Raw genomic sequence first — 21,255 nt, 5'->3', positions numbered from 1 at the left:
ATGAAAGGCAAACATGCAAGTCAAACCCTTAAACGATTAGCAAAAGATTTAGCTGGCCATCCCGTCCTTCTTTTCCTGGCTTTCTTAGGTACCATTGCTCAGGTAGCCCTATCAATCTATCTACCAATCTTGATAGGACAGGTGATTGACCAAGTCCTAGTCGATGGTTCATCTCAGCTATTTTGGCAGTTTTTCCTCCAGATGATTTTGGTGGTGATAGGAAATACGCTGGTACAATGGGCCAATCCTCTCCTCTATAATCGACTGATTTTCTCCTATACTAGAGATTTGCGCGAAAAAATCATTGAAAAGCTCCATCGTCTTCCGATTGCCCTTGTAGATAGACAAGGTAGTGGGGAAATGGTCAGCCGTGTAACGACAGATATCGAGCAGTTGGCAGCGGGTCTGAATATGATTTTCAACCAATTTTTCATAGGAGTTTTGATGATTTTGGTCAGCATCCTTGCTATGCTCCAAATCCATCTATTGATGACTCTCTTGGTTCTGCTCTTAACACCTCTATCTATGGTCATTTCACGCTTTATCGCTAAGAAATCCTACCATCTCTTTCAAAAGCAGACAGAGACTAGGGGGATTCAGACTCAGTTGATAGAAGAATCGCTCACCCAACAGGCCATTATCCAGTCCTTCAATGCTCAGGAAGAATTTATCGAGAGACTTCATGAGGCAAATGACAACTACGCAGGTTATTCTCAGTCGGCTATCTTTTATTCATCGACAGTCAATCCTTCCACCCGTTTTGTCAATGCCCTCATTTATGCCCTACTTGCTGGTGTTGGAGCCTTACGCATCATGGCAGGTTCTACTTTGACGGTTGGGCGTTTAGTGACCTTTTTGAATTATGTGCAGCAGTACACCAAGCCTTTTAATGATATTTCATCGGTCTTAGCTGAGTTGCAAAGTGCCTTGGCTTGTGCAGAACGTGTTTATACTGTTTTAGAAAGCCCTGAGATTAGAGAAACTGGTCTTAAAGAATTGAACAGCGACCAAGTCAAGGGAGCTATTTCCTTTAAGCATGTCTCCTTTGGCTACAATCCTGAAAAGATCTTAATCAAGGACTTGTCTATTGACATTCCGGAGGGTAGCAAGGTTGCCATCGTTGGGCCAACGGGTGCAGGGAAGTCAACCCTCATCAATCTCCTCATGCGTTTTTACCCGATTAACTCTGGAGATATTTTGCTAGATGGTCATTCGATTTATGACTGTACCCGATCATCATTGAGACAGCAGTTTGGGATGGTGCTTCAAGAAACTTGGCTCAAGCAAGGAACCATTCATGACAATATTGCCTTTGGAAATCCTGATGCTAGCCGAGAGCAGGTCATTGCGGCAGCCAAGGCAGCTAACGCAGACTTCTTTATCCAACAGTTGCCACATGGTTATGATACCAAGCTTGAAAATGCAGGGGAATCCTTGTCTGTTGGTCAGGCTCAGCTCTTAACTATTGCCCGTGTCTTTCTAGCTATTCCTAAGATTCTTATCTTAGATGAAGCGACTTCATCCATCGATACCCGTACCGAGGTGCTGGTTCAGGACGCCTTTGCCAAACTCATGAAAGGGCGGACAAGCTTTATCATTGCCCACCGTTTATCGACCATTCAAGATGCTGATTTGATTCTTGTCTTGGTCGATGGAGATATTGTCGAATATGGCAATCATCAGGAACTCATGGCGAGAAAAGGCAAATACTATCAAATGCAAGAAGCAGCGGCTTTTAGTCCAGAATAGACTTTACCTAGTTTCTTAAGCAAATACAAAGTAAAAGTTGCCTTCGGGTGACTTTTTTGTTACAATAGCTAGAAAAATTATCCAGTATGAATACTTATATAGAAAAGGAGCCTAGGGATGAAAGTCTTTCAGCATGTAAATATCGTGACTTGTGACCAAGATTTCCACGTCTATTTGGATGGTATCTTGGCTCTTGAAAATTCTCAAATCGTCTATGTCGGTCAGGAAAATCAAGAGATTCTTAAACAAGCAGATCAAATCATAGACTGTCAGGGTGCCTGGATTATGCCTGGCTTGGTTAACTGCCATACTCACTCTGCCATGACAGGCTTGAGAGGCATTTGTGATGATAGCAATCTCCACGAATGGCTGGAGGACTATATCTGGCCAGCAGAAGCAGAATTCACACCAGAGATGACTACAAAGGCCGTCAAAGAGGCGCTAACAGAGATGCTCCAGTCAGGAACGACAACTTTCAATGATATGTACAATCCGAATGGAGTAGAGATAAAGAAGATTTATGAAGTGGTCGATGCGTCTAAGATGCGTTGCTATTTTTCTCCGACTCTCTTTTCGTCAGACATGGAGACGACTGATGAGACTATAGCAAGAACACGAGCTGTTATCGAGACAATCAAAGGATATCGGGATCCCAATTTCAAGGTCATGGTGGCCCCTCATTCGCCCTACAGTTGTAGTCGAGAATTATTAGAGGCTAGCTTGAACCTAGCAAAAGAAGAGAACATTCCTCTTCATATCCATGTTGCAGAAACACAGGAAGAGTCAGGTATTATCCTGAAGCGCTATGGCAAACGCCCACTAGCCTTTCTAGATGAACTTGGATATTTAGATCATCAGGCTGTATTTGCTCACGGTGTGGAGTTGAATGAAGCAGAAATTACCCGCTTGGCAGATTCGCAAGTTGCCATTGCCCACAATCCTATCAGCAATCTCAAACTAGCTTCGGGAATTACACCAGTCGTCCAACTTCAAAAGGCAGGAGTGCCAGTCGGTATTGCGACTGACTCAGTTGCTTCTAACAATAACCTTGATATGTTTGAGGAAGGACGGACCGCAGCTCTTTTACAGAAAATGAAAAGTGGCGATGCTAGCCAATTTCCAATCGAAACTGCCCTCAAGGCTCTGACTATCGAGGGAGCTAAGGTGTTGAGAATGGAAGATGAGATTGGTAGTCTAGAAGTCGGCAAACAAGCAGATTTTCTCGTCATTCAACCCCAAGGAAAAATCCATCTCCAACCTCAAGAAAACATGCTTTCTCACCTCGTTTATGCTGTCAAATCGAGTGACGTTAATGACGTCTATATTGCAGGTGAGCAAGTAGTGAGAGCTGGGAAGGTACTAACAGTAGATTTGTAAGTGATACTCTTTCTAATTTTTTAAAGCTAGGTCGGTGTTGTCTTGACTTAGTATGCTCTAACAAGTTTATTGAGTGGGTATTTATTGTGTAGGCTATATAGAAAAAGAAGACTCTGTAAGGTCTTCTTTTTGTTACATAATATTTAATTTGAACATTTTTGAGAGGGACCTCTATCCTCTTTTAATTTTAGAACGAACTAAGTCAAGTGCATAATGAAGTGTTTTATCTTTGATAATAAAGAGGGTGATGGCGTAATAGATGCCACAAGCTGCGATTGTAGAAAGAACCATGCTAATCATCTTCATCGTAACTTCATAGCTATGAACTTGGAAGAGGGTTTTAAAAATATAATAAATTGGGATGAAACCAAGTGATACGATTGTGTAGCGAGCCAAGGTTGTAAAAATCTCTTTCAAATCCAATAGTTTGTACTTCTTAATAAAGCGAATCTCTAGCAGAACCACAATTGCTTCAGCTAGAACGGTTGTGCCAATGTAGTATTCAGGAGTGAAGATATTATTGAAAAACAGCAAGGAGTTAAATAGAATATTTGCTCCACCTCCGATAAAGTAGAAAGCAGTCAAGTGATTTTCATGGTCATTGATAAAGATAATTTGTTTAGCAAGGATTAATTCGATGGCCCAGATAATGGTACGAAAGGCAAAGACACTTGTTACAATTCCAGCTTCTAGATATTTCTCAGAAGAGTAAATAACTGTAGCATAGGTTCCCAAAACCATAATACCAATACTGGTAGGAATCATGAGGAAGTAAAAGAGGGATGCGCCCTGATTGACCAAATTTTTATAAGAAGTAAAATCTTTTTTTCCTAGATAATAACCAAGTCGTGGGATGCTGACGTTGATAGCTCCGCTAAGGACACTAGCAATCAGCATTACGATACTTGAGGCAATGGTGTAGTAGGAGATGAAATTCTCGTCAGGTCCCTTAGTGATGAACATACGGTCTAGCAAGGTATAGAGCATATTAGCATTTGCTAGAAGGAGCATGGTTAAGAGTGGTTTAGATGACTTGAGAAGTTCGATGAACTCAATCTTAACAAAGGAAACCTCTCGCTTAATCCATAGGAAGCTAAGTAGATAGTTGATAATGGTTGTCGCACTCATGATTGTGGCATAGGGAACAATATCATCAGGAGTCTTAACGAAAGCGAAGATAGCGACCAACATTCCAATACGAATAACCAGTGTTTTATAAAGGATAAATGAATAATTCTCATAGGCTTCATTCATCCACTCGATATTCAGAAATTGGAAGAGGGCTTGAATTCCAAGGATATAGTAAAGGATTTTCAGATTGACAATACTAGTATCAAAATGAATAAAGAGGAAATAGATAGCTGTTGTTACAGCTGAAGTAATTAGCGAAATATAGAACAACTTAGAGAAGACATAATTGATCTTGTTTTTGTCATCCTTAACCTTACTGATAGCTCGAATCCCATAATTATAAATCCCAAAGGCAGCGAGTGGAATGACAAAGCTTGCCCAGGTGTTGGCAGTGTTGAAGTAACCGTAATTGGATTTACTAAGAATCCGCGTTAAATAGGGATTAGTAATCAAAGGAAAAACGATATTCAAGATGTTGACCAGCAAGCTAGCCAAAGCATTAACTTTTATATTTTTCATGAAACTTTCTTTCTTATATTCTAAAATAGATACTAGTATTATATCACATTCCAACGCCATTCTTTTGATAAAATCTATGAAATCTTGTATAATAGATAGAACTGAAAGTATGAGGTTACGAACTATGAAAATGAAACAAATCAGTGATACGACATTAAAGATCACCATGTCTTTAGAGGATTTGATGGATCGTGGAATGGAAATCGCAGACTTTCTCGTTCCGCAAGAGAAAACAGAAGAATTTTTCTATGCCATTTTGGATGAGCTAGAGATGCCAGATAGCTTCTTGGATACAGGTATGCTTAGCTTCCGAGTGACTCCTAAGCCAGATAAGGTTGATGTCTTTGTGACCAAGTCTAAGATTGACCAGAATTTGGATTTTGACGATTTGGCAGACCTTCCTGATATGGATGAGTTGGCTAAAATGTCTCCAGATGAGTTTTTGAAAACCTTGGAGAAAACCATGGCAGAAAAAACTAAAGACGATATTGAAGCCATTCAATCTTTGGAACAAGTTGAAAAGGAAGAGGAAGCAGTGCTTGATGAAGCCCTCGAAGCAGAAGAAGGAAAGAGAGAGCCTTATATCTACTATATCTTACGCTTTGACGATTTATCTAGTTTGGTTTCTTTCGCTAAAACAGTTGATTACCAAATGGAGACTTCAGAGCTATATAAGATGAATGATCAATACTATTTGACAGTTTTAGTGGATGTAGAGGATCGTCCAAATCTTTATCCTGCTTGGTTACTGGCTCGCATGCGAGAATTTGCGGATGATAGTGATATCAGTCGCTCAGTCCTTCAAGAATACGGTCAAATCATCATCAACCACGATGCCGTCAAAGGACTCCAAAAAGTTTAATCTAGAAAAAGAGGTTGGGACAAAAGATCCCGACCTCACTTTTTATTAGCAATCAAACTTTGACGCGGTAGCTGATTGAACTTTTTGTTCGTCCTTTAGACTCCAAAAAGCTCCTAATCATCCTCGCGGGGCTGGGACTACGAAATCTAGACTTTGTCTATCGATTTCTGTCACACCGCCTTTTGTTATCTTCTCTGTAAAATCTATTTTAAAAAAATTGGATACAGTTTGTATTCAAAAAATTGCTATATTATAATTTGATAGTAGAATTAAAATTTTAGCATCATTTCATGAAAATTTTCTGAATGGTCAAAGGTTAGTACAAAGTAGAAAAAAAGTCCAAAAAATAAGGTAAAGTAGTAGCTTAAAAGTAAGAAATGGGGTAGAATGGAGGAAGTTACTTTCGGTAGTTTAGAATCGAATTGACTGACAAATCTTTTAGGTGTAAATGTTGTTACATCAACGATTTTACTAAACTATTATATTTTTTTTGTTTTCAAAGTATAATTTTAGTTTATATTTGAAAATAGATAAAATTTGAATCAGTTTTTGAAAAGAGCCCTCATATAGTTTTTGAATCCGAGCAAATGGTATTCCTATGTCTTCCAATCTTGCTAAAATTGATGAAAAACGATATGATAGAATGAAAAAAGCGAGGTGAAATATGGACCAAAGACGGATTCAAATAGAAACACAGCAGATTCTTGAAGATGTACTAGACAAGGCTTCTTTACAGGAGGGAGCACTATTTGTCTTGGGTTTGTCTTCGAGTGAAGTGCTGGGAGGACACATCGGAAAAGATTCGAGTCAGGAAATCGGTGAACTAATTGTCAAGACTATGTTGGAACTGTTAACGGCTAAGGGAATTCACCTGGCTGTTCAAGGTTGTGAACATGTCAATCGGGCTTTAGTTGTTGAACGAGAAGTAGCTATAAAACATCAGTTGGAGATTGTGAGTGTACTCCCGACCTTACATGCAGGAGGTTCTGGTCAATTGGCCGCCTTTCGCTATATGAAGGATCCTGTGGAGGTCGAATTTATTAGAGCTGATGCTGGTTTGGACATCGGAGATACTGCTATTGGGATGCATATCAAACATGTTCAGGTACCCATTCGACCAGTCTTAAGAGATATTGGTCTGGCTCATGTGACAGCACTTGCTAGTCGACCAAAACTCATTGGAGGGGCGCGTGCTCAATATCCAATAGATCACATTAGAAAGATTTAAAATGAAAAACAGAAAAATGCAGTTTGATAAAGTTATTAAATACTCTATTCGGAAGTTCTCAGTTGGTGTAGGTTCTGCAGTTATCGGGACATTTCTTTTGGGAGCAAACAACTTTTTAGTTGAAACTGTTGCAGCTAACGAAGTGGCAGCACCAAACCAAGTTCATTACCGTTATTTGGCTGAACAAGAATTGACAGAAGCAGAAAAGGCTTTGATCCATCGCGAACTTCCTTCAGATTTAAAGCAAGATGATGTTGTCTATCTTGTTTACAGAAAAAAGGAAGTGAATTCTCAACAATTGCCGAACACTGGAAGCAAGGAGTTGGCCCTAGCAACTCTTGGTTTTGCAACAGCGTCTTTGGTTGTTGTGGTGATGTCTAAAAAACATCGTAATAAAATGTTGGGTATTCTCTTTATTGGAGCTCTAGGTGGTAGTTACTTTATCCCTCAGTCAGCTCAAGCCTTTGAGAATAAAATCTTGGTGTCTTATAACCAAACGATTGCTGGAAGTAGTCAAGAGGACTTGGCAAAAGGTGTCATTCAAATTGAAGGATACGAGTACGTAGGTTACTTTAAAGCATCAGATTTCCAAGACCAGTCAGAGAAAATTGCTACTGCTAAAGGCACTCAAGAAGCAGGCCACGAAGGCGAATCTTTGGTTCAACCAGAATTGCCAGCCTATACAGGCGAACTTAGCGCTAAAGGCACTCAAGAAGCAGGCCACGAAGGCGAATCTTTGGTTCAGCCAGAATTGCCAGCCTACACCGGCGAGCTTACAGCCAAAGGAACCCAAGAAGAGGGTCACGAAGGCGAATCTTTGGTTCAGCCAGAATTGCCAGCCTATACAGGCGAACTTAGCGCTAAAGGCACTCAAGAAGCAGGTCACGAAGGCGAATCTTTGGTTCAGCCAGAATTGCCAGCCTATACAGGCGAACTTAGTGCTAAAGGCACTCAAGAAGCAGGCCACGAAGGCGAAACTTTGGTTCAACCAGAATTGCCAGCCTATACAGGCGAACTTAGCACTAAAGGCACTCAAGAAAAAGGTCACGAAGGTGAGTCTTTAGTTCAGCCAGAAAACCCAGCTTATACAGGTGAGATCAGTGCTAAAGGCACGCAAGAAGAGGGTCACCAAGGCGAAGCTTTAGTTCAACCAGAAGAACCATCCTACACAGGCGAAATTACAGCAAAAGGAACTCAAGAAGCAGGTCACGAAGGTGAGTCCTTAGTTCAGCCAGAGTTGCCAGCCTACACAGGTGAGATTAGCGCTAAAGGAACTCAAGAAGAGGGCCACGAAGGTGAATCTCTAGTTCAGCCAGAAGAACCAGCTTATAAACCTGAAGAAAGTGCTAAAGGCACGCAAGAAGAAGGCCACGAAGGCGAATCCCTAGTTCAGCCAGAGTTGCCAGCGTATGAAGTAGCTGAAGCAACTGTCACAGAAACTGAAACAGTAGCAGTTCCATATACAAAGGAGTATGTAGCTGATGATACTCGATACACTGATGAAGAAACAGTGATTCAAAACGGTCAAGCAGGAAGTCAGCTGATTCATCGTGTCTATAAGACAGTCAATGGCCAAAAAGTTGGGGACCCAATCAGCACGAGTACAGAAATTGTTACGGCGCCAGTAAACGAAAAAATTAGTCGTGGTACCAAGGCTATTGAAGGTCAAGTTGAAGAAGTTTCGTTTGAAGAAATTCCTTTCGAGACAAGAACAGAAGTAGACAGCACTCTTCCGAAGGGAACAGAAGTTGTTGCTCAAGCTGGTCAAAACGGTAAGAAAAAGATTACCAAAGTCTATAAGACTCTTAAGGGCGTGAAAACTGCGGATGCTCCAACGATTTCAGAGGAAGTTGTTGAAGCAGTTCAAGATCGTATCATCAAAAAAGGTGATCAAATCCTGACTGAGCCAACGTTGACCCTCACTCATATAGATAAAGAAGAATTAGAGCGTAGTGCCAAGGTTCGTTACCAATTGGTTAAACCAACAGGTGTAACCATTAAATCTCTTGAAGTTGTCTTGAAAGATGGTGATACTAGCCTTCAAACAGTCAACATGTCTGAGGGAGACCTGACTGCAAATCTTACAAACTTGAAATACTACAAGGACTACAAGATTGCGACTAAGATGGTTTACGATCGTGGAAATGGGAATGAAGAAGTAGTTCTCACGGAAGAACCACTGCGACTTGATCTCAAAAAAGTCGAAGTCAAAAACATCAAGGAAACCAGCCTTATCAGTGTTGATAACCAAGGTGTAGAAACTGATAATAGTCTCTTGTCAGCAAAACCATCAGATGTTAAACCTTATTACTTGAAAGTGACAACTCATGATAACAAGGTTACAAGACTAGCTGTTGACAAGATTGAAGAAGTTACTGTAGATGGTAAAACATTGTACAAAGTAACTGCCCAAGCCCCTGATTTAATTCAGCGTAATTCAGACAACAAGTTCAGTCAAGAATATGTCCATTACTTTGCTAAGCCAAAAGCTCATGAAGGTGATGTTTATTACGATTTCAATGATCTTGTAAAGGCCATGCAGGACAATAAAAATGGAACATTTAAACTAGGTGCTGATCTTAATGCAGCTAATGTTCCAACACCAAATAAACAATATGTACCTGGTAAGTTTAGTGGAACTTTAACAAGTGTTGAAGGAAAGCAGTACACAATCCACAATATGGCTCGTCAATTGTTCGATAATATCGAGGGTGGCTCGGTTACAAATGTTAACCTAGGTAACGTTGATATCAATATGCCTTGGGCTGAAAATATTTCACCACTTGCAAGAACGATTAAAAATGCTACAGTTGAGAATGTCAAGGTGACTGGTAGTGTTCTTGGTAAAGATGGTATTGCTGGTATTGTCAATAAAGCAGATGTTGGTGGCCTACTTAAAAATGTCGCATTCATTGGTAAACTTACTGGTGTTGGTGACAAAGGCTGGGATATTGGTGGTATTGCCGGTGAAATTTGGAGAGGGAATATCAAACACGCTTATGTAGATGCTGATATTACAGCAAATAAAGCTCGTGTTGGTGGTCTTCTTGCTAGATCTGATAATGGTTCGGATCCTAATGGAATCGACAAGTATGCTTCTGTTCGTAATGCTGTTACTAAAGGAACCATTAATGTTAAGACACCTGTTGAGGTTGGTGGATTCATTAGTAAAAACTGGACATGGGGTAGAGTTGCTGATACTGTTTCAATGATGAAAGTTGAAAATGGTGAAGAGTTCTACGGTTCAAAAGACTTAGACGAAGAAGACGGTTACTATACAAACGATTGGATTGAGCGAAACTATGTTGTTAAAGATGTCAGCTCTGGTAAACGTTCATTCAAACGTTCTCGTACTAACAGAATTCAAGAAATCAGTCTTGAAGAAGCAAATAAAAAGATCGCTGAATTCGGTATCACTGCTGATACGTTTGAAATTAAACCTCTTGTTGAGGATACTCTCAATAATAAGAAAGTAAAAGCTGATACTTATAAAGATACTCAAGATTACGATGCCTCTCGTGAACTTGCCTACCGTAATATCGAAAAATTACAACCTTTCTATAATAAAGAATGGATCGTAAACCAAGGAAACAAACTTGCTGCAGGCAGTCCTCTCTTGACCAAGGAAGTCTTATCTGTTACTGCTATGAAGGGCAATGCCTTTGTGACAGAATTAGCTGATGCTGACCATATTATGGTTCATTATGGTGATAAGACTAAAGACATCTTTACTGTTGAGCTGAAAGAATCTAAGGTTAAACAAGTGAAAGAGTACAGCATTGCTGAACTTGGAGAAGTTGTTTACACGCCTAATATCGTTGACAAAGACCGTAGCGATCTTATCAATGCTATCGTTGAAAAATTAAGTCCAGTTGAGCTACAATCAGATCCAATTTACCAAAAACTTGGTAGAACAGGACCAAATAAAGTTAACGCTATCAAAGATCTTTACCTAGAAGAAAGCTTCAAAGAAGTCAAGGATAATCTGGCTAAATTTGTGAAACAGTTGCTGGAAAATGAAGATCATCAATTAAACACAGATGAGGCTGCTAAACGTGCTTTGATCAAGAAGATTGATGATAACAAGGCAGCGGTTCTCCTTGGTCTATCTTACCTTAACCGTTATTACGGAGTGAAGTTTGATAACTTCAATATTAAGCAACTCATGTTGTTCAAACCAGATTTCTATGGTAAAAATGTAAGTGTATTAGACTTCTTGATTCAGATTGGTTCTAAGGAAAGTAACATTAAAGGTGATAGAACTCTAGAAGCTTATCGTGAAGCTATCGGTGGAGTTATCGGTATCGGCGAGTTAAACAGTTTCTTAGACTATAATATGCGTCTATTCACAGAAGACAAAGACCTAAATGATTGGTTCATCAAAGCAACCAAAGACAATGTTTATATCGTTGAACCAAAAACAACAACTCCTGAGTTTGCCGATAAGAAACACAGAGCCTACGAAGGTTTAAACAACGATGTGCATGGTAAGATGATCTTGCCACTCTTGAACTTGAAAGATGCCCATATGTTCTTGATTTCAACTTACAATACAATGGCTTATAGTTCATTTGAAAAATATGGTAAGTATACTGAAGCAGAACGTAATGCCTTTAAAGCTGAAATCGATAAGGTTGCAAAAGGTCAACAGAATTATCTAGACTTCTGGTCACGTCTATCAATCGATAAAGTTCGTAATCAACTTTTGAAGAGCAACAACATGGTTCCAACACCTGTTTTGGATAACCAAAACTATAAAGATATTAGTACTGATAAATATGGTCACACTAATAGTGGTAAAGATGTGGCGCCTATCCGTGAATTATACGGACCTACAGGACGTTATCATGCGACTGACTGGCGTATGGGAGCTGTGGCTCGCGTTTATCAGAATCCATATAAAGATGATTCTGTCTTCTTCATGGTTACGGACATGATTAGTGACTTTGGGGTTTCTGCCTTTACCCACGAAACAACTCACGTAAATGATCGTATGGTCTACTTGGGTGGTTCAAGACACCGTGAAGGAACAGATCTTGAAGCATTTGCACAAGGAATGTTGCAAACTCCATCAGTATCAAATCCAAATGGTGAATACAAAGCCCTAGGTCTCAACATGGCTTATGAACGTCCAAACGATGGCAATCAATGGTACAACACAAATCCAAATGACCTTAAATCTCGTGAAGAAATTGATCGTTACATGAAGGGCTATAATGACACCCTCATGCTTCTGGATTATCTTGAAGGAGAAGCTGTCCTCGATAAAGGAAATCAAGATTTAAACAACGCTTGGTTCAAGAAGGTTGATAAGCAGTACAGAGGAAATAACACCAAGAACCAATTCGATAAGGTTCGACCTTTAAGTGATGAGGAAAAAGCTATTCCTTTACGCACAGTAGATGACTTAATTACGAACAACTTCATGACTAACCGCGGTCCGGGTAACAGAGTTTATAATCCTACTGACTTTGATTCTGCTTATGTGAATGTTCCAATGATGACTGGTATCTACGGTGGGAACACAAGTGAAGGTGCTCCTGGAGCTATGTCCTTCAAACACAATACCTTCAGAATCTGGGGTTACTATGGCTACGAAAAAGGCTTCCTAAACTATGCTTCTAACATGCTTAAAGCTGGATCTAAAAAAGCTGGTAAAGATACTCTAGGTGATGACTTTATCATTAACAAGATTTCTGAAGGAAAATTCAACAATCTTGAAGAATGGAAGAAAGCTTACTTCAATGAAGTTGTAACAAGTGCCAAAAATGGAATTCAATCTATTGAAATCGATGGTAAAACATACAATAGCTATGAAGACTTGAAACGTGCATTTGCTGAAGCAGTTGATAAAGATAAGGCTACTCTAAGTAACGGATCTGTCAAATTTGACAACACCGTATCACTTAAAGAAAAACTCTTTAAGAAACTTCTTCAACAAACAGATAGCTTTAAAACTTCTATCTTTAAATAATCCCAAACTCTCATCTGCTTAGCAGGTGGGAGTTTTTGGGTTTCCAAGAGTTTTAAGAATTTTCCAAACAGATTCCAAGTATTTTTAGCAAGGTAGGTATATAATAGAACTATAAAGTGAATATCTATATTCATATAACAAAAAAGAAGGTGATGAAAATGAAAAAATGGCAAGCAACTGTATTGGTCTGCACTAGTCTGTTTTGTCTATCGGCTTGTAAAAATCAGACAACAAGCGAAACTGATAAACAAAATGGAGACAAACAAGCGCAAGTTAGCTCTCAGGTAGCAAAAAAAGGAGAAGTAGTTCCAGATTTTGAACTCATGGGAGTTGATGGGAAAAACTACCATCTATCAGATTACAAAGGTAAAAAAGTCTATCTCAAATTTTGGGCTTCCTGGTGTTCTATCTGTCTAGCCAGCCTCCCTGATACCGATGAGCTGGCTAAAGAAGAAAGCGATGATTATGTTGTTTTGACAGTCGTTTCTCCTGGTCAAAAAGGCGAGCAAGCAGAAGAAGGCTTCAAGAAATGGTATCAGGGCTTGGACTATAAAGATTTACCAGTATTGTTAGACCCTTCGGGACAACTTTTGGCGAGTTACGGAGTTCGTTCTTATCCGACTCAGGCTTTTATCGATAAAGAAGGCAAACTAGTCAAGACCCAGCCAGGTTTTATGGACAAAGAAACTATTTTACAGATGCTAAAAAGCATAGATTAGAGGCTCATCATGAATGATAAATTAAAAATAATTGTATTCATTGGAATCATCATTTGCATTATTATTGGATTTTTATTTCTTTTGGAAAAAAGGAGCGCAAGCTACACAGATACCACTCAAATCGAGAAGGCAGCAGTTAGTCAAGGGCAAAAAGTCACGAAAAAAACTCAATCAAGTAAAGATGCTGACTTACATGATATCTATCTAGCTGGAGGTTGTTTCTGGGGAGTTGAAGAGTATTTTTCTCGAGTGGCAGGTGTGACAGATGCTGTTTCTGGCTATGCGAATGGGAGAGGAGAAACAACACAGTATGAATTGATCGGCCAAACCGGGCATGCTGAGACTGTTCATGTGACCTATGATGCCAATCAAATCTCTCTAAAAGAGATCTTGCTTCATTATTTCCGCATTATCAATCCAACTAGTAAAAATAAGCAGGGAAATGATGTGGGGATTCAGTATCGGACTGGTGTCTACTATAAGGACGAGCATGACCTAGAAGTCATCAATCAAGTTTTTGAACAAGTTGCTCAGAAATACGACCAGCCTCTAGCGGTTGAAAAGGAAGCCTTAAGCAATTTTATTGTGGCTGAGGACTACCACCAAGATTATCTCCAGAAAAATCCTAACGGCTATTGCCATATCAATGTCAATCAAGCAGCCTATCCTGTTATTGATGCAAGTCAATATCCAAAACCGAGCGACGATGAATTGAAAAAACTTTTGTCTCCAGATGAGTATGCCGTGACTCAAAATGGTCAAACAGAACGTGCCTTTTCAAATCGTTACTGGGATAAATTTGAAGCAGGTCTTTATGTGGATGTTGCGACTGGCGAACCCCTCTTTTCTTCGAAAGATAAATTTGAATCGGGTTGTGGTTGGCCAAGTTTTACCCAGCCGATCAGTCCAGATGTTGCGACCTATAAGGAAGACAAGTCATACAATATGGTCAGAACGGAAGTCAGAAGTCGAACAGGGAATTCTCACCTAGGACATGTCTTTACAGATGGACCTCAGGACAAGGGAGGTCTACGCTATTGTATCAATAGTCTATCCATCCATTTTATCCCAAAGGATCAAATGGAAGAAAAGGGCTATGGCTATTTGTTGGATTATGTAGAGTAAACTTGATATTTTTAAAAAAGAGTTTATAGAAATCTATTTTATATTCATAAGAAGTGTAGAATTTGGATTTTAGAAGAGGTTGGGCAATTTAATCGAACGTGTTGGGATCACTCCTGAAAATTTTTGATTTTGAAAATAAGTAAGGTGAAAGCCATCCGTTTTTCAATGCTTGAAGCTATTTGTAAAGAACTGGGGTGTCAGCTAGATGATTTATTGGAATATCAACCAAATTAAAAATGTTTGATTTATAATGAGGCTTTGATGCTTTTAGATTATCTGGAAGGAGAACGAGTTCTCGCTAAGAATGATCTGGTTTTGAAGAAGGCCTGGTTTGATGCTATTATTGCCAAGGCAAAACGAGGAATCCATAGTTTTGAAATTGATGGTCAGCAAATTGATTCTTATGAGAAATTGCAAGACTTGTTTGACCAAGCAGTAGAAACGGATTACCGAAACTTCAAGTATGGAGGCTCAGTTGCCAATTATACAGTAGCTCTGAAGAAAAAAGTCTTCCAAAAACTATTGCAGGTGACAGATGCCTTTTCATCCGAACTCTTTCCCAAAGGATAGATAAAAAGTCGGTATGATAAAAGAGAATGCTATGTTCAGATTTTCTTAGAAAGTGACATCTACTTTATCATTCTCAAAGAATAAAATTGCCAGATCTCCTGTTGGGGTCTGGCTTTTATGGTATACTTAGGATATGCATAGAAAAACAGTGATTGATTTTAGGGCTTTGGGCGAGCGATACACCTTTACCCAGCCTATCAAAGAGTTAAAAACCAGAGATTTAGCAGAAGTAACAGACTTGTTAGCTCAAGTGGAAAGCTACCAAGAGCAGGGCTATTATGTGGTGGGTTATGTCAGCTATGAGGCTGCGCCAGCTTTTGAGGAGAAGTTGGCGGTTCACGAGGGTCCCTTGTTAGGAGAGTATCTCCTCTATTTCACTATTCATGACAGCGTTGAAAAATCTAGCATTCCTCTGACTTATGAGGAGGTGGATTTGCCGTCAAACTGGCAGGAAGTAACAGCAGCAGAGGACTATGAAAAGGCGATTGCCCAAATTCACCATCATTTACGACAAGGGGATACTTATCAGGTCAATTATACGGTTCAACTTATGCAGGAGTTGTCTGCCGATCCTTTTGCTATCTACAATCGTATGGTTGTAGAGCAGGAAGCGGGATATAATGCTTACGTAGAGCACGATGACATGGCAGTGATTTCCTTGAGTCCAGAACTCTTTTTTGAGCAAAATGGTCGTGAATTGACGACTCGTCCAATGAAGGGGACGACTAAACGTGGTTTGACTGATGCTGAAGACTTGAAAGAGGCAGTTTGGTTAGAAAAGGATCCTAAAAATCGCTCAGAGAATATGATGATAGTGGACCTCTTGCGCAATGACATGAATCGTCTGTCTGAGGTGGGAAGTGAGCATGTGGAACGTTTATGTCAGGTGGAACAGTATTCAACGGTTTGGCAGATGACTTCGACCATCAAGAGTCAGTTACGACCAGATGTTGACCTAGTTGAAATTTTCCGTTCACTCTTTCCATGTGGTTCTATTACAGGAGCTCCCAAGATAGCGACTATGGAAATTATCAAGAATTTGGAACCGCAAGCTAGAGGAGTTTACTGTGGAACTGTTGGACTCTTGCTTCCCAATGGACGACGGATTTTCAATGTGGCTATTCGAACCATTCAACTCTACAAGGGGCAAGCCATCTATGGAGTCGGTGGAGGCATCACTTGGGATAGTACTTGGGAGTCAGAATACCGTGAAGTCCAGCAAAAGGCTGCTGTTCTTTATCGCAAACAGCCTCGCTTTAAGCTGATTACGACAGGGAAAATCAGCCAGAAAACCTTGCTCTTTAAAAATCAACATCTAGAAAGATTGCAAAAGGCTAGTCGTTACTTTACCTTTTCTTTTAATGTAGAAGACTTGAGACAAAAGATAGAGGAAGAGTGTCAAGCTTGTGACCTCCATCAAGACTACCGTTTGCGAATCAGTCTCAGCAAATCTGGAGAAATAGAAATTGATCGACAAGTATTAACACCACTTAGTCCAACTTTTTGTCAAGCTAAACTTTGTCTGCAAGAAGCTGATTTGCAGCAGGCCTTTACCTACTTTAAGACGACACACCGACCACATTTGACAGTGGGAGAGCAGGAAATTATCTATCACACTGCTGATGAAAAATTGCTTGAAACCTCTATTGGGAATCTGGTCTTAAAAATGGATGGCAAACTCTATACCCCACCTAGCATTCTTGGTATTTTACCAGGGATTTATCGCCAGCATTTACTTGAAATCGGGCAGGTAGAAGAGAAGGTCTTAACCATAGAAGATTTGAAGCAAGCAGAAGTCATTTATGGCTGTAATGCAGTTAGGGGCTTGTATGAGTTATCCTTGAAGAAGAACTAAATGAAACTAATATTTTTACACGGCCTAGGTCAGTCAGCGGAGAGTTGGAAAGAAGTGCAAGAGTTGCTTGCAGATTATCCCTCTGAAGCCCTAGACTTATTCCCTGCTGGAGTTGCTAGCTATCAAGAAGCTAAGGAGCGCATTTATCAGCGCTTATCAAAGGAGACAGAACCTTTTGTCCTAATCGGTTTATCCTTAGGGGCTACCCTCGCACTGGAGCTTTCAAGTTCTGAGATACCAAATTTTCAGGCCTTGGTTTTGTCAGGCTGTCCATTAAAACTGGCGGGCAATATCCTTTTTTACATTCAGTTGCTGATATTTAAACTACTCCCAAAAAGGATATTTGAGAAACAGGGAGCAGATAAGGCTCTTATGGTTGGAGTTTCCGAGGAATTAAAAACACTTGATTTAAGAGAGAATGCAAAGAATTGTCCCTATCCAAGCTTGTTAATTTGTGGTAGTCAGGATAAGCCAAATCTCAGTTCAATGAAAAGTATTCATGAACTGATGCCAGATTCTCAGTTTGAGACCATCCCTGACGGCCCTCATGTCTTGAATAAGGCAAAACCAAAAGAGTTTGCAGAATTAACCAGAAGTTTTCTTGAATTGCTGAAACAAGTTTGATAAAATAATAAAGAAGTGATAAATCATAAAGGAGATAAAAATGAGTCAAAAGATTATTGGGATTGACCTTGGTGGAACTTCTATCAAGTTCGCTATTTTAACGCAAGAAGGAGAAATCCAAGAAAAATGGTCTATCAAGACTAACATTTTGGATGAAGGAAGCCATATCGTAGACGATATGATTGAAACTATTCAACATCGTTTGGCCTTGCTTGGATTGTCTGCTGAAGATTTCCGTGGAATTGGTATGGGGTCACCTGGTGTGGTTGACCGTGAAAAAGGGACTGTTATCGGTGCCTACAACCTCAACTGGAAAACTCTTCAACCAATCAAAGAAAAGATGGAAAAAGCCTTGGGTATTCCATTCTTTATCGACAATGACGCTAACGTAGCTGCTCTTGGTGAGCGTTGGATGGGTGCTGGTGAAAACCAACCAGACGTTGTCTTTATGACTCTGGGTACAGGTGTTGGTGGCGGTATCGTGGCAGAAGGTAAATTGCTTCACGGTGTTGCAGGTGCTGCTGGTGAACTTGGACACATCACAGTTGACTTTGATCAACCAATCGCATGTACTTGTGGTAAAAAAGGCTGTCTTGAGACAGTAGCTTCAGCGACAGGTATCGTTAACTTGACTCGTCGTTATGCAGATGAATACGAAGGCGATGCAGCCTTAAAACGCTTGATTGATGACGGAGAAGAAGTAACTGCTAAAACTGTCTTTGACTTGGCAAAAGAAGGGGACGATCTTGCCTTGATCGTTTACCGCAACTTCTCACGTTACTTGGGTATTGCATGTGCCAACATCGGTTCTATCCTAAATCCATCAACGATTGTTATCGGTGGTGGTGTATCAGCTGCTGGGGAATTCCTTCTCCAAGGCGTGCAAAAGGTTTATGATGAAAATACCTTCCCACAAGTGCGCACAACAACTAAACTAGCTCTTGCCACTCTAGGAAATGACGCTGGAGTTATCGGAGCAGCATCACTTGTATTGCAATAATGCACATGAATCAAGAGCTTGGATATTGATCAAGCTCTTTTTTAGTTGAAGTTGTTAGAATAAAGTAATAGCTCACTAATGATAGGAGGAGTTTTGGATGAATACTGTAGAACAGTCCATGGTTGATTTAGCCTTGTCTATTGCTAGGCAAGCTCATGAAGGGCAACTGGATAAGGCAGGAGTAGATTATATAGAACATCCAATCTATGTAGCAAGCCAAGTTGATACTGAAGAAGAAAAAGCAGTGGCTCTGCTACATGATGTTATAGAGGATAGTCCTGTTTCAGCTGAAGAATTACTAATTGCAGGTTTACCAGAGGAAGTTGTTACTGCTGTTCAGGTTTTGACAAAGAAAAAGGAGCAAGATTATCAAACATATCTGGAAACTGTGAAGAAAAATCCTCTTGCACGAGTAGTAAAATTAGCTGATCTAAAACATAATTCAGATTTATCGAGATTGCCTTCTATTACTGCAAAGGATAGGGAAAGATTGAAGAAATATAAAAAGGCCATTGATTTTCTGAGCAGGTAGAAAAAACCTTTTTATGCTATACTAGTTAAGACAATAATTGAGGTGAGAGTAAATGACAAAAGCAGACACGATTTTTAAAGAAAATATCGAGCGAATCTTGAATGAGGGTGTGTTTTCCGAGCAAGCACGTCCCAAGTATAAGGATGGAACAGTAGCTAACTCCAAGTACATCACAGGTGCTTTTGCGGAGTATGATTTGTCTAAGGGTGAATTTCCAATCACAACCTTGCGACCAATCGCAATCAAATCAGCCATCAAGGAAGTGCTTTGGATCTACCAAGACCAGACAAATAGCCTAGAAGTACTCAATGACAAGTACAATGTTCACTACTGGAATGATTGGGAAGTTGGAGATACAGGGACTATTGGGGAGCGTTATGGGGCTGTTGTTAAGAAGCATGATATCATTAACAAGATTCTCAAACAGTTAGAAGCCAATCCTTGGAACCGTCGCAATATCATCTCACTTTGGGATTATCAAGCTTTTGAGGAGACAGATGGCCTTCTGCCTTGTGCCTTCCAGACCATGTTTGATGTCCGTCGTGTGGATGGTGAGATTTATCTGGATGCGACTTTGACCCAGCGTTCTAACGATATGCTGGTGGCTCACCACATCAATGCCATGCAGTATGTGGCGCTTCAGATGATGATTGCTAAACACTTTGGTTGGAAAGTTGGAAAATTCTTCTACTTCATCAATAACCTTCACATTTATGACAATCAATTTGAACAAGCTCAGGAATTGCTTCATCGTGAGCCGTCAAACTGCCAACCACGTTTGGTCTTGAATGTACCAGATAAGACCAACTTCTTTGATATTAAAGCAGAGGATTTTGAGTTGGTTGATTATGATCCAGTCAAGCCACAGTTGAAGTTTGACTTGGCAATTTAATACTCTCTGAAAATCTCTTCAAACCACGCTAGATTCCTAGTTTCCTATTTGGTTTTTATTGAGTATAAAAGAATAGAACAAAAGAAGTTGAGAAAAAATCTCAACTTCTTTTGTTTTATGTGACTTTCAGTCCGTCTCGCTCCGTTAGGTGCGAGACAAATAAACCACCCGCTATGCGGGTGCGCGTCGAAGGTTATACCAAAAAAACTCCAAACGCGATACAATAAAGGTGTTCAAGCCAATTGTAAAGCGAGAGGAGAAAAATATGGCACAAAAAGCACATAGTTTATCACACACAAAGTGGATGTGTAAATATCACATTGTGTTCACCCCTAAGTATAGACGAAAAGTAATCTATAATCAATATCGGAGTAGTTTAGGTGAAATATTTCATCGCTTGTGTAGTTATAAAGAAGTTGAAATTATCGAGGGTCACTTAATGCCAGACCATGTACATATGTTAGTCAGTATTCCACCAAGGATAAGTGTTTCGAGTTTCATGGGTTATTTAAAAGGTAAAAGTGCACTCATGATGTTTGACAAACACGCCAACCTCAAGTACAAGTTTGGGAATCGGCATTTCTGGGCAGAAGGTTATTATGTGAGTACAGTAGGGCTTAATGAAGCCACGATAAGGAAATACATACAAGATCAGGAAAAGCATGATATAGCACTAGATAAATTAAGTGTAAAAGAATATGAGGGTCCCTTTAGGGATAGTGGTAAGTAATACTCACGCCTCTTCAAGAGGCAAGTGACGAGTCAAGAGCAATGAGGCTTGAACAACGTGAAAGCCAGCGTCTTTAGGCGCTGGCTGGTAATTTGGGCTTATAGCCCTGGTGCAAACCACCCGTTTGACGGGTGGTTATGATTGCTTAGTGTGATACGCGACGACGCGCTGCTTTCTTACGGTTTTCTTCGATGAAAGCTGCTTTTTGTTCTTCTGGTTCGATCACTTTCTTTTTAACTGCGTATACTGCACCTGCAACTGCAGCGACAGTTCCTGCAATACCTGTTACAAGACCTTTAGCGAATCCTTTAGCCATGAGTATTCCTCCTTTAACTTATAAATCAGCCAGCTACCTCAAGAGGTCGCAT

Annotated in this window: 17 protein-coding genes; 15 read left to right on the top strand and 2 right to left on the bottom strand. The window is 40.0% G+C overall.

Going from position 1 to position 21,255, the window contains the following annotated elements; all coding sequences use genetic code 11:
* Window positions 1-1,749: an ABC transporter ATP-binding protein gene (locus tag QM406_RS08715; protein WP_414273996.1), complete on the top strand. Its 1,749-nt coding sequence runs from the start codon at window positions 1-3 to the stop codon at window positions 1,747-1,749.
* Between the two features lie 117 nt (window positions 1,750-1,866).
* Complete coding sequence (locus tag QM406_RS08710) at window positions 1,867-3,126, top strand: TRZ/ATZ family protein (RefSeq protein ID WP_414273995.1); 1,260 nt, start codon at window positions 1,867-1,869, stop codon at window positions 3,124-3,126.
* A 171-nt stretch (window positions 3,127-3,297) separates the two neighbouring features.
* On the opposite strand, the gene QM406_RS08705 is transcribed toward QM406_RS08710, so the two are convergent.
* Window positions 3,298-4,776, bottom strand: coding sequence for an oligosaccharide flippase family protein (locus QM406_RS08705; RefSeq protein ID WP_414273994.1), 1,479 nt, complete (start codon window positions 4,774-4,776; stop codon window positions 3,298-3,300).
* A gap of 124 nt (window positions 4,777-4,900) precedes the next feature.
* On the opposite strand from QM406_RS08705, the gene mecA reads away from it, so the two are divergent.
* The 13 genes from mecA to tnpA all read left to right on the top strand — a co-directional run bounded on the left by mecA (window position 4,901) and on the right by tnpA (window position 20,887).
* Complete coding sequence (mecA, locus tag QM406_RS08700) at window positions 4,901-5,638, top strand: adaptor protein MecA (RefSeq protein WP_311523280.1); 738 nt, start codon at window positions 4,901-4,903, stop codon at window positions 5,636-5,638.
* A gap of 664 nt (window positions 5,639-6,302) precedes the next feature.
* Complete coding sequence (locus QM406_RS08695; protein ID WP_075231412.1) at window positions 6,303-6,866, top strand: TIGR01440 family protein; 564 nt, start codon at window positions 6,303-6,305, stop codon at window positions 6,864-6,866.
* Between the two features lies 1 nt (window position 6,867).
* Window positions 6,868-12,840: a ZmpA/ZmpB/ZmpC family metallo-endopeptidase gene (locus tag QM406_RS08690; RefSeq protein WP_414273993.1), complete on the top strand. Its 5,973-nt coding sequence runs from the start codon at window positions 6,868-6,870 to the stop codon at window positions 12,838-12,840.
* Window positions 12,841-12,998: 158 nt separating this feature from the next.
* Window positions 12,999-13,559, top strand: a complete 561-nt coding sequence (locus QM406_RS08685; protein ID WP_414273992.1) for a redoxin family protein — start codon at window positions 12,999-13,001, stop codon at window positions 13,557-13,559.
* Between the two features lie 9 nt (window positions 13,560-13,568).
* Complete coding sequence (gene msrB / locus QM406_RS08680; protein WP_414273991.1) at window positions 13,569-14,684, top strand: peptide-methionine (R)-S-oxide reductase MsrB; 1,116 nt, start codon at window positions 13,569-13,571, stop codon at window positions 14,682-14,684.
* 165 nt (window positions 14,685-14,849) lie between these two features.
* Window positions 14,850-14,918 (top strand): helix-turn-helix domain-containing protein, encoded by a 69-nt coding sequence (locus tag QM406_RS08675; RefSeq protein WP_414274002.1) that lies wholly within the window; start codon window positions 14,850-14,852, stop codon window positions 14,916-14,918.
* A 27-nt stretch (window positions 14,919-14,945) separates the two neighbouring features.
* Window positions 14,946-15,254: a ZmpA/ZmpB/ZmpC family metallo-endopeptidase gene (locus tag QM406_RS08670; protein WP_414273990.1), complete on the top strand. Its 309-nt coding sequence runs from the start codon at window positions 14,946-14,948 to the stop codon at window positions 15,252-15,254.
* Window positions 15,255-15,387: 133 nt separating this feature from the next.
* Window positions 15,388-17,109 (top strand): aminodeoxychorismate synthase component I, encoded by a 1,722-nt coding sequence (gene pabB, locus QM406_RS08665; protein WP_414273989.1) that lies wholly within the window; start codon window positions 15,388-15,390, stop codon window positions 17,107-17,109.
* Complete coding sequence (locus QM406_RS08660) at window positions 17,110-17,733, top strand: alpha/beta fold hydrolase (RefSeq protein ID WP_414273988.1); 624 nt, start codon at window positions 17,110-17,112, stop codon at window positions 17,731-17,733.
* A gap of 40 nt (window positions 17,734-17,773) precedes the next feature.
* Window positions 17,774-18,733, top strand: a complete 960-nt coding sequence (locus QM406_RS08655; protein WP_414273987.1) for an ROK family glucokinase — start codon at window positions 17,774-17,776, stop codon at window positions 18,731-18,733.
* 97 nt (window positions 18,734-18,830) lie between these two features.
* Entirely contained in the window at window positions 18,831-19,265 is a 435-nt protein-coding gene (locus QM406_RS08650) for a GTP pyrophosphokinase (RefSeq protein WP_414273986.1), read from the top strand.
* A gap of 52 nt (window positions 19,266-19,317) precedes the next feature.
* Window positions 19,318-20,157, top strand: a complete 840-nt coding sequence (locus QM406_RS08645; protein ID WP_414273985.1) for a thymidylate synthase — start codon at window positions 19,318-19,320, stop codon at window positions 20,155-20,157.
* 265 nt (window positions 20,158-20,422) lie between these two features.
* Window positions 20,423-20,887, top strand: a complete 465-nt coding sequence (gene tnpA, locus QM406_RS08640; RefSeq protein WP_414273453.1) for an IS200/IS605 family transposase — start codon at window positions 20,423-20,425, stop codon at window positions 20,885-20,887.
* Between the two features lie 145 nt (window positions 20,888-21,032).
* Here tnpA and QM406_RS08635 read toward each other — a convergent pair whose 3' ends face one another.
* A complete protein-coding gene (locus QM406_RS08635) occupies window positions 21,033-21,203 on the bottom strand; it encodes a DUF3042 family protein (RefSeq protein ID WP_001051776.1) in 171 nt (56 codons plus the stop codon).
* Window positions 21,204-21,255 lie beyond the last annotated feature (52 nt).

Origin of the sequence: Streptococcus infantis (assembly GCF_047465035.1) — a bacterium.
Taxonomy (GTDB): domain Bacteria; phylum Bacillota; class Bacilli; order Lactobacillales; family Streptococcaceae; genus Streptococcus; species Streptococcus infantis_T.
The sequence above is the reverse complement of the archived record's forward strand: the minus strand, read 5'-3'. Positions and strand labels throughout refer to the sequence as shown.

Coding starts and splice junctions, on each gene's coding strand:
- QM406_RS08635 (WP_001051776.1), bottom strand. CDS start 21,203: ATGGCTAAAGGATTCGCTAAAGGTCTTGTAACAGGTATTGCAGGAACT.
- QM406_RS08690 (WP_414273993.1), top strand. CDS start 6,868: ATGAAAAACAGAAAAATGCAGTTTGATAAAGTTATTAAATACTCTATT.
- QM406_RS08660 (WP_414273988.1), top strand. CDS start 17,110: ATGAAACTAATATTTTTACACGGCCTAGGTCAGTCAGCGGAGAGTTGG.
- QM406_RS08670 (WP_414273990.1), top strand. CDS start 14,946: ATGCTTTTAGATTATCTGGAAGGAGAACGAGTTCTCGCTAAGAATGAT.
- QM406_RS08650 (WP_414273986.1), top strand. CDS start 18,831: ATGAATACTGTAGAACAGTCCATGGTTGATTTAGCCTTGTCTATTGCT.
- QM406_RS08655 (WP_414273987.1), top strand. CDS start 17,774: ATGAGTCAAAAGATTATTGGGATTGACCTTGGTGGAACTTCTATCAAG.
- QM406_RS08710 (WP_414273995.1), top strand. CDS start 1,867: ATGAAAGTCTTTCAGCATGTAAATATCGTGACTTGTGACCAAGATTTC.
- QM406_RS08695 (WP_075231412.1), top strand. CDS start 6,303: ATGGACCAAAGACGGATTCAAATAGAAACACAGCAGATTCTTGAAGAT.
- tnpA (WP_414273453.1), top strand. CDS start 20,423: ATGGCACAAAAAGCACATAGTTTATCACACACAAAGTGGATGTGTAAA.
- mecA (WP_311523280.1), top strand. CDS start 4,901: ATGAAAATGAAACAAATCAGTGATACGACATTAAAGATCACCATGTCT.
- msrB (WP_414273991.1), top strand. CDS start 13,569: ATGAATGATAAATTAAAAATAATTGTATTCATTGGAATCATCATTTGC.
- QM406_RS08705 (WP_414273994.1), bottom strand. CDS start 4,776: ATGAAAAATATAAAAGTTAATGCTTTGGCTAGCTTGCTGGTCAACATC.
- QM406_RS08645 (WP_414273985.1), top strand. CDS start 19,318: ATGACAAAAGCAGACACGATTTTTAAAGAAAATATCGAGCGAATCTTG.
- QM406_RS08715 (WP_414273996.1), top strand. CDS start 1: ATGAAAGGCAAACATGCAAGTCAAACCCTTAAACGATTAGCAAAAGAT.
- QM406_RS08685 (WP_414273992.1), top strand. CDS start 12,999: ATGAAAAAATGGCAAGCAACTGTATTGGTCTGCACTAGTCTGTTTTGT.
- pabB (WP_414273989.1), top strand. CDS start 15,388: ATGCATAGAAAAACAGTGATTGATTTTAGGGCTTTGGGCGAGCGATAC.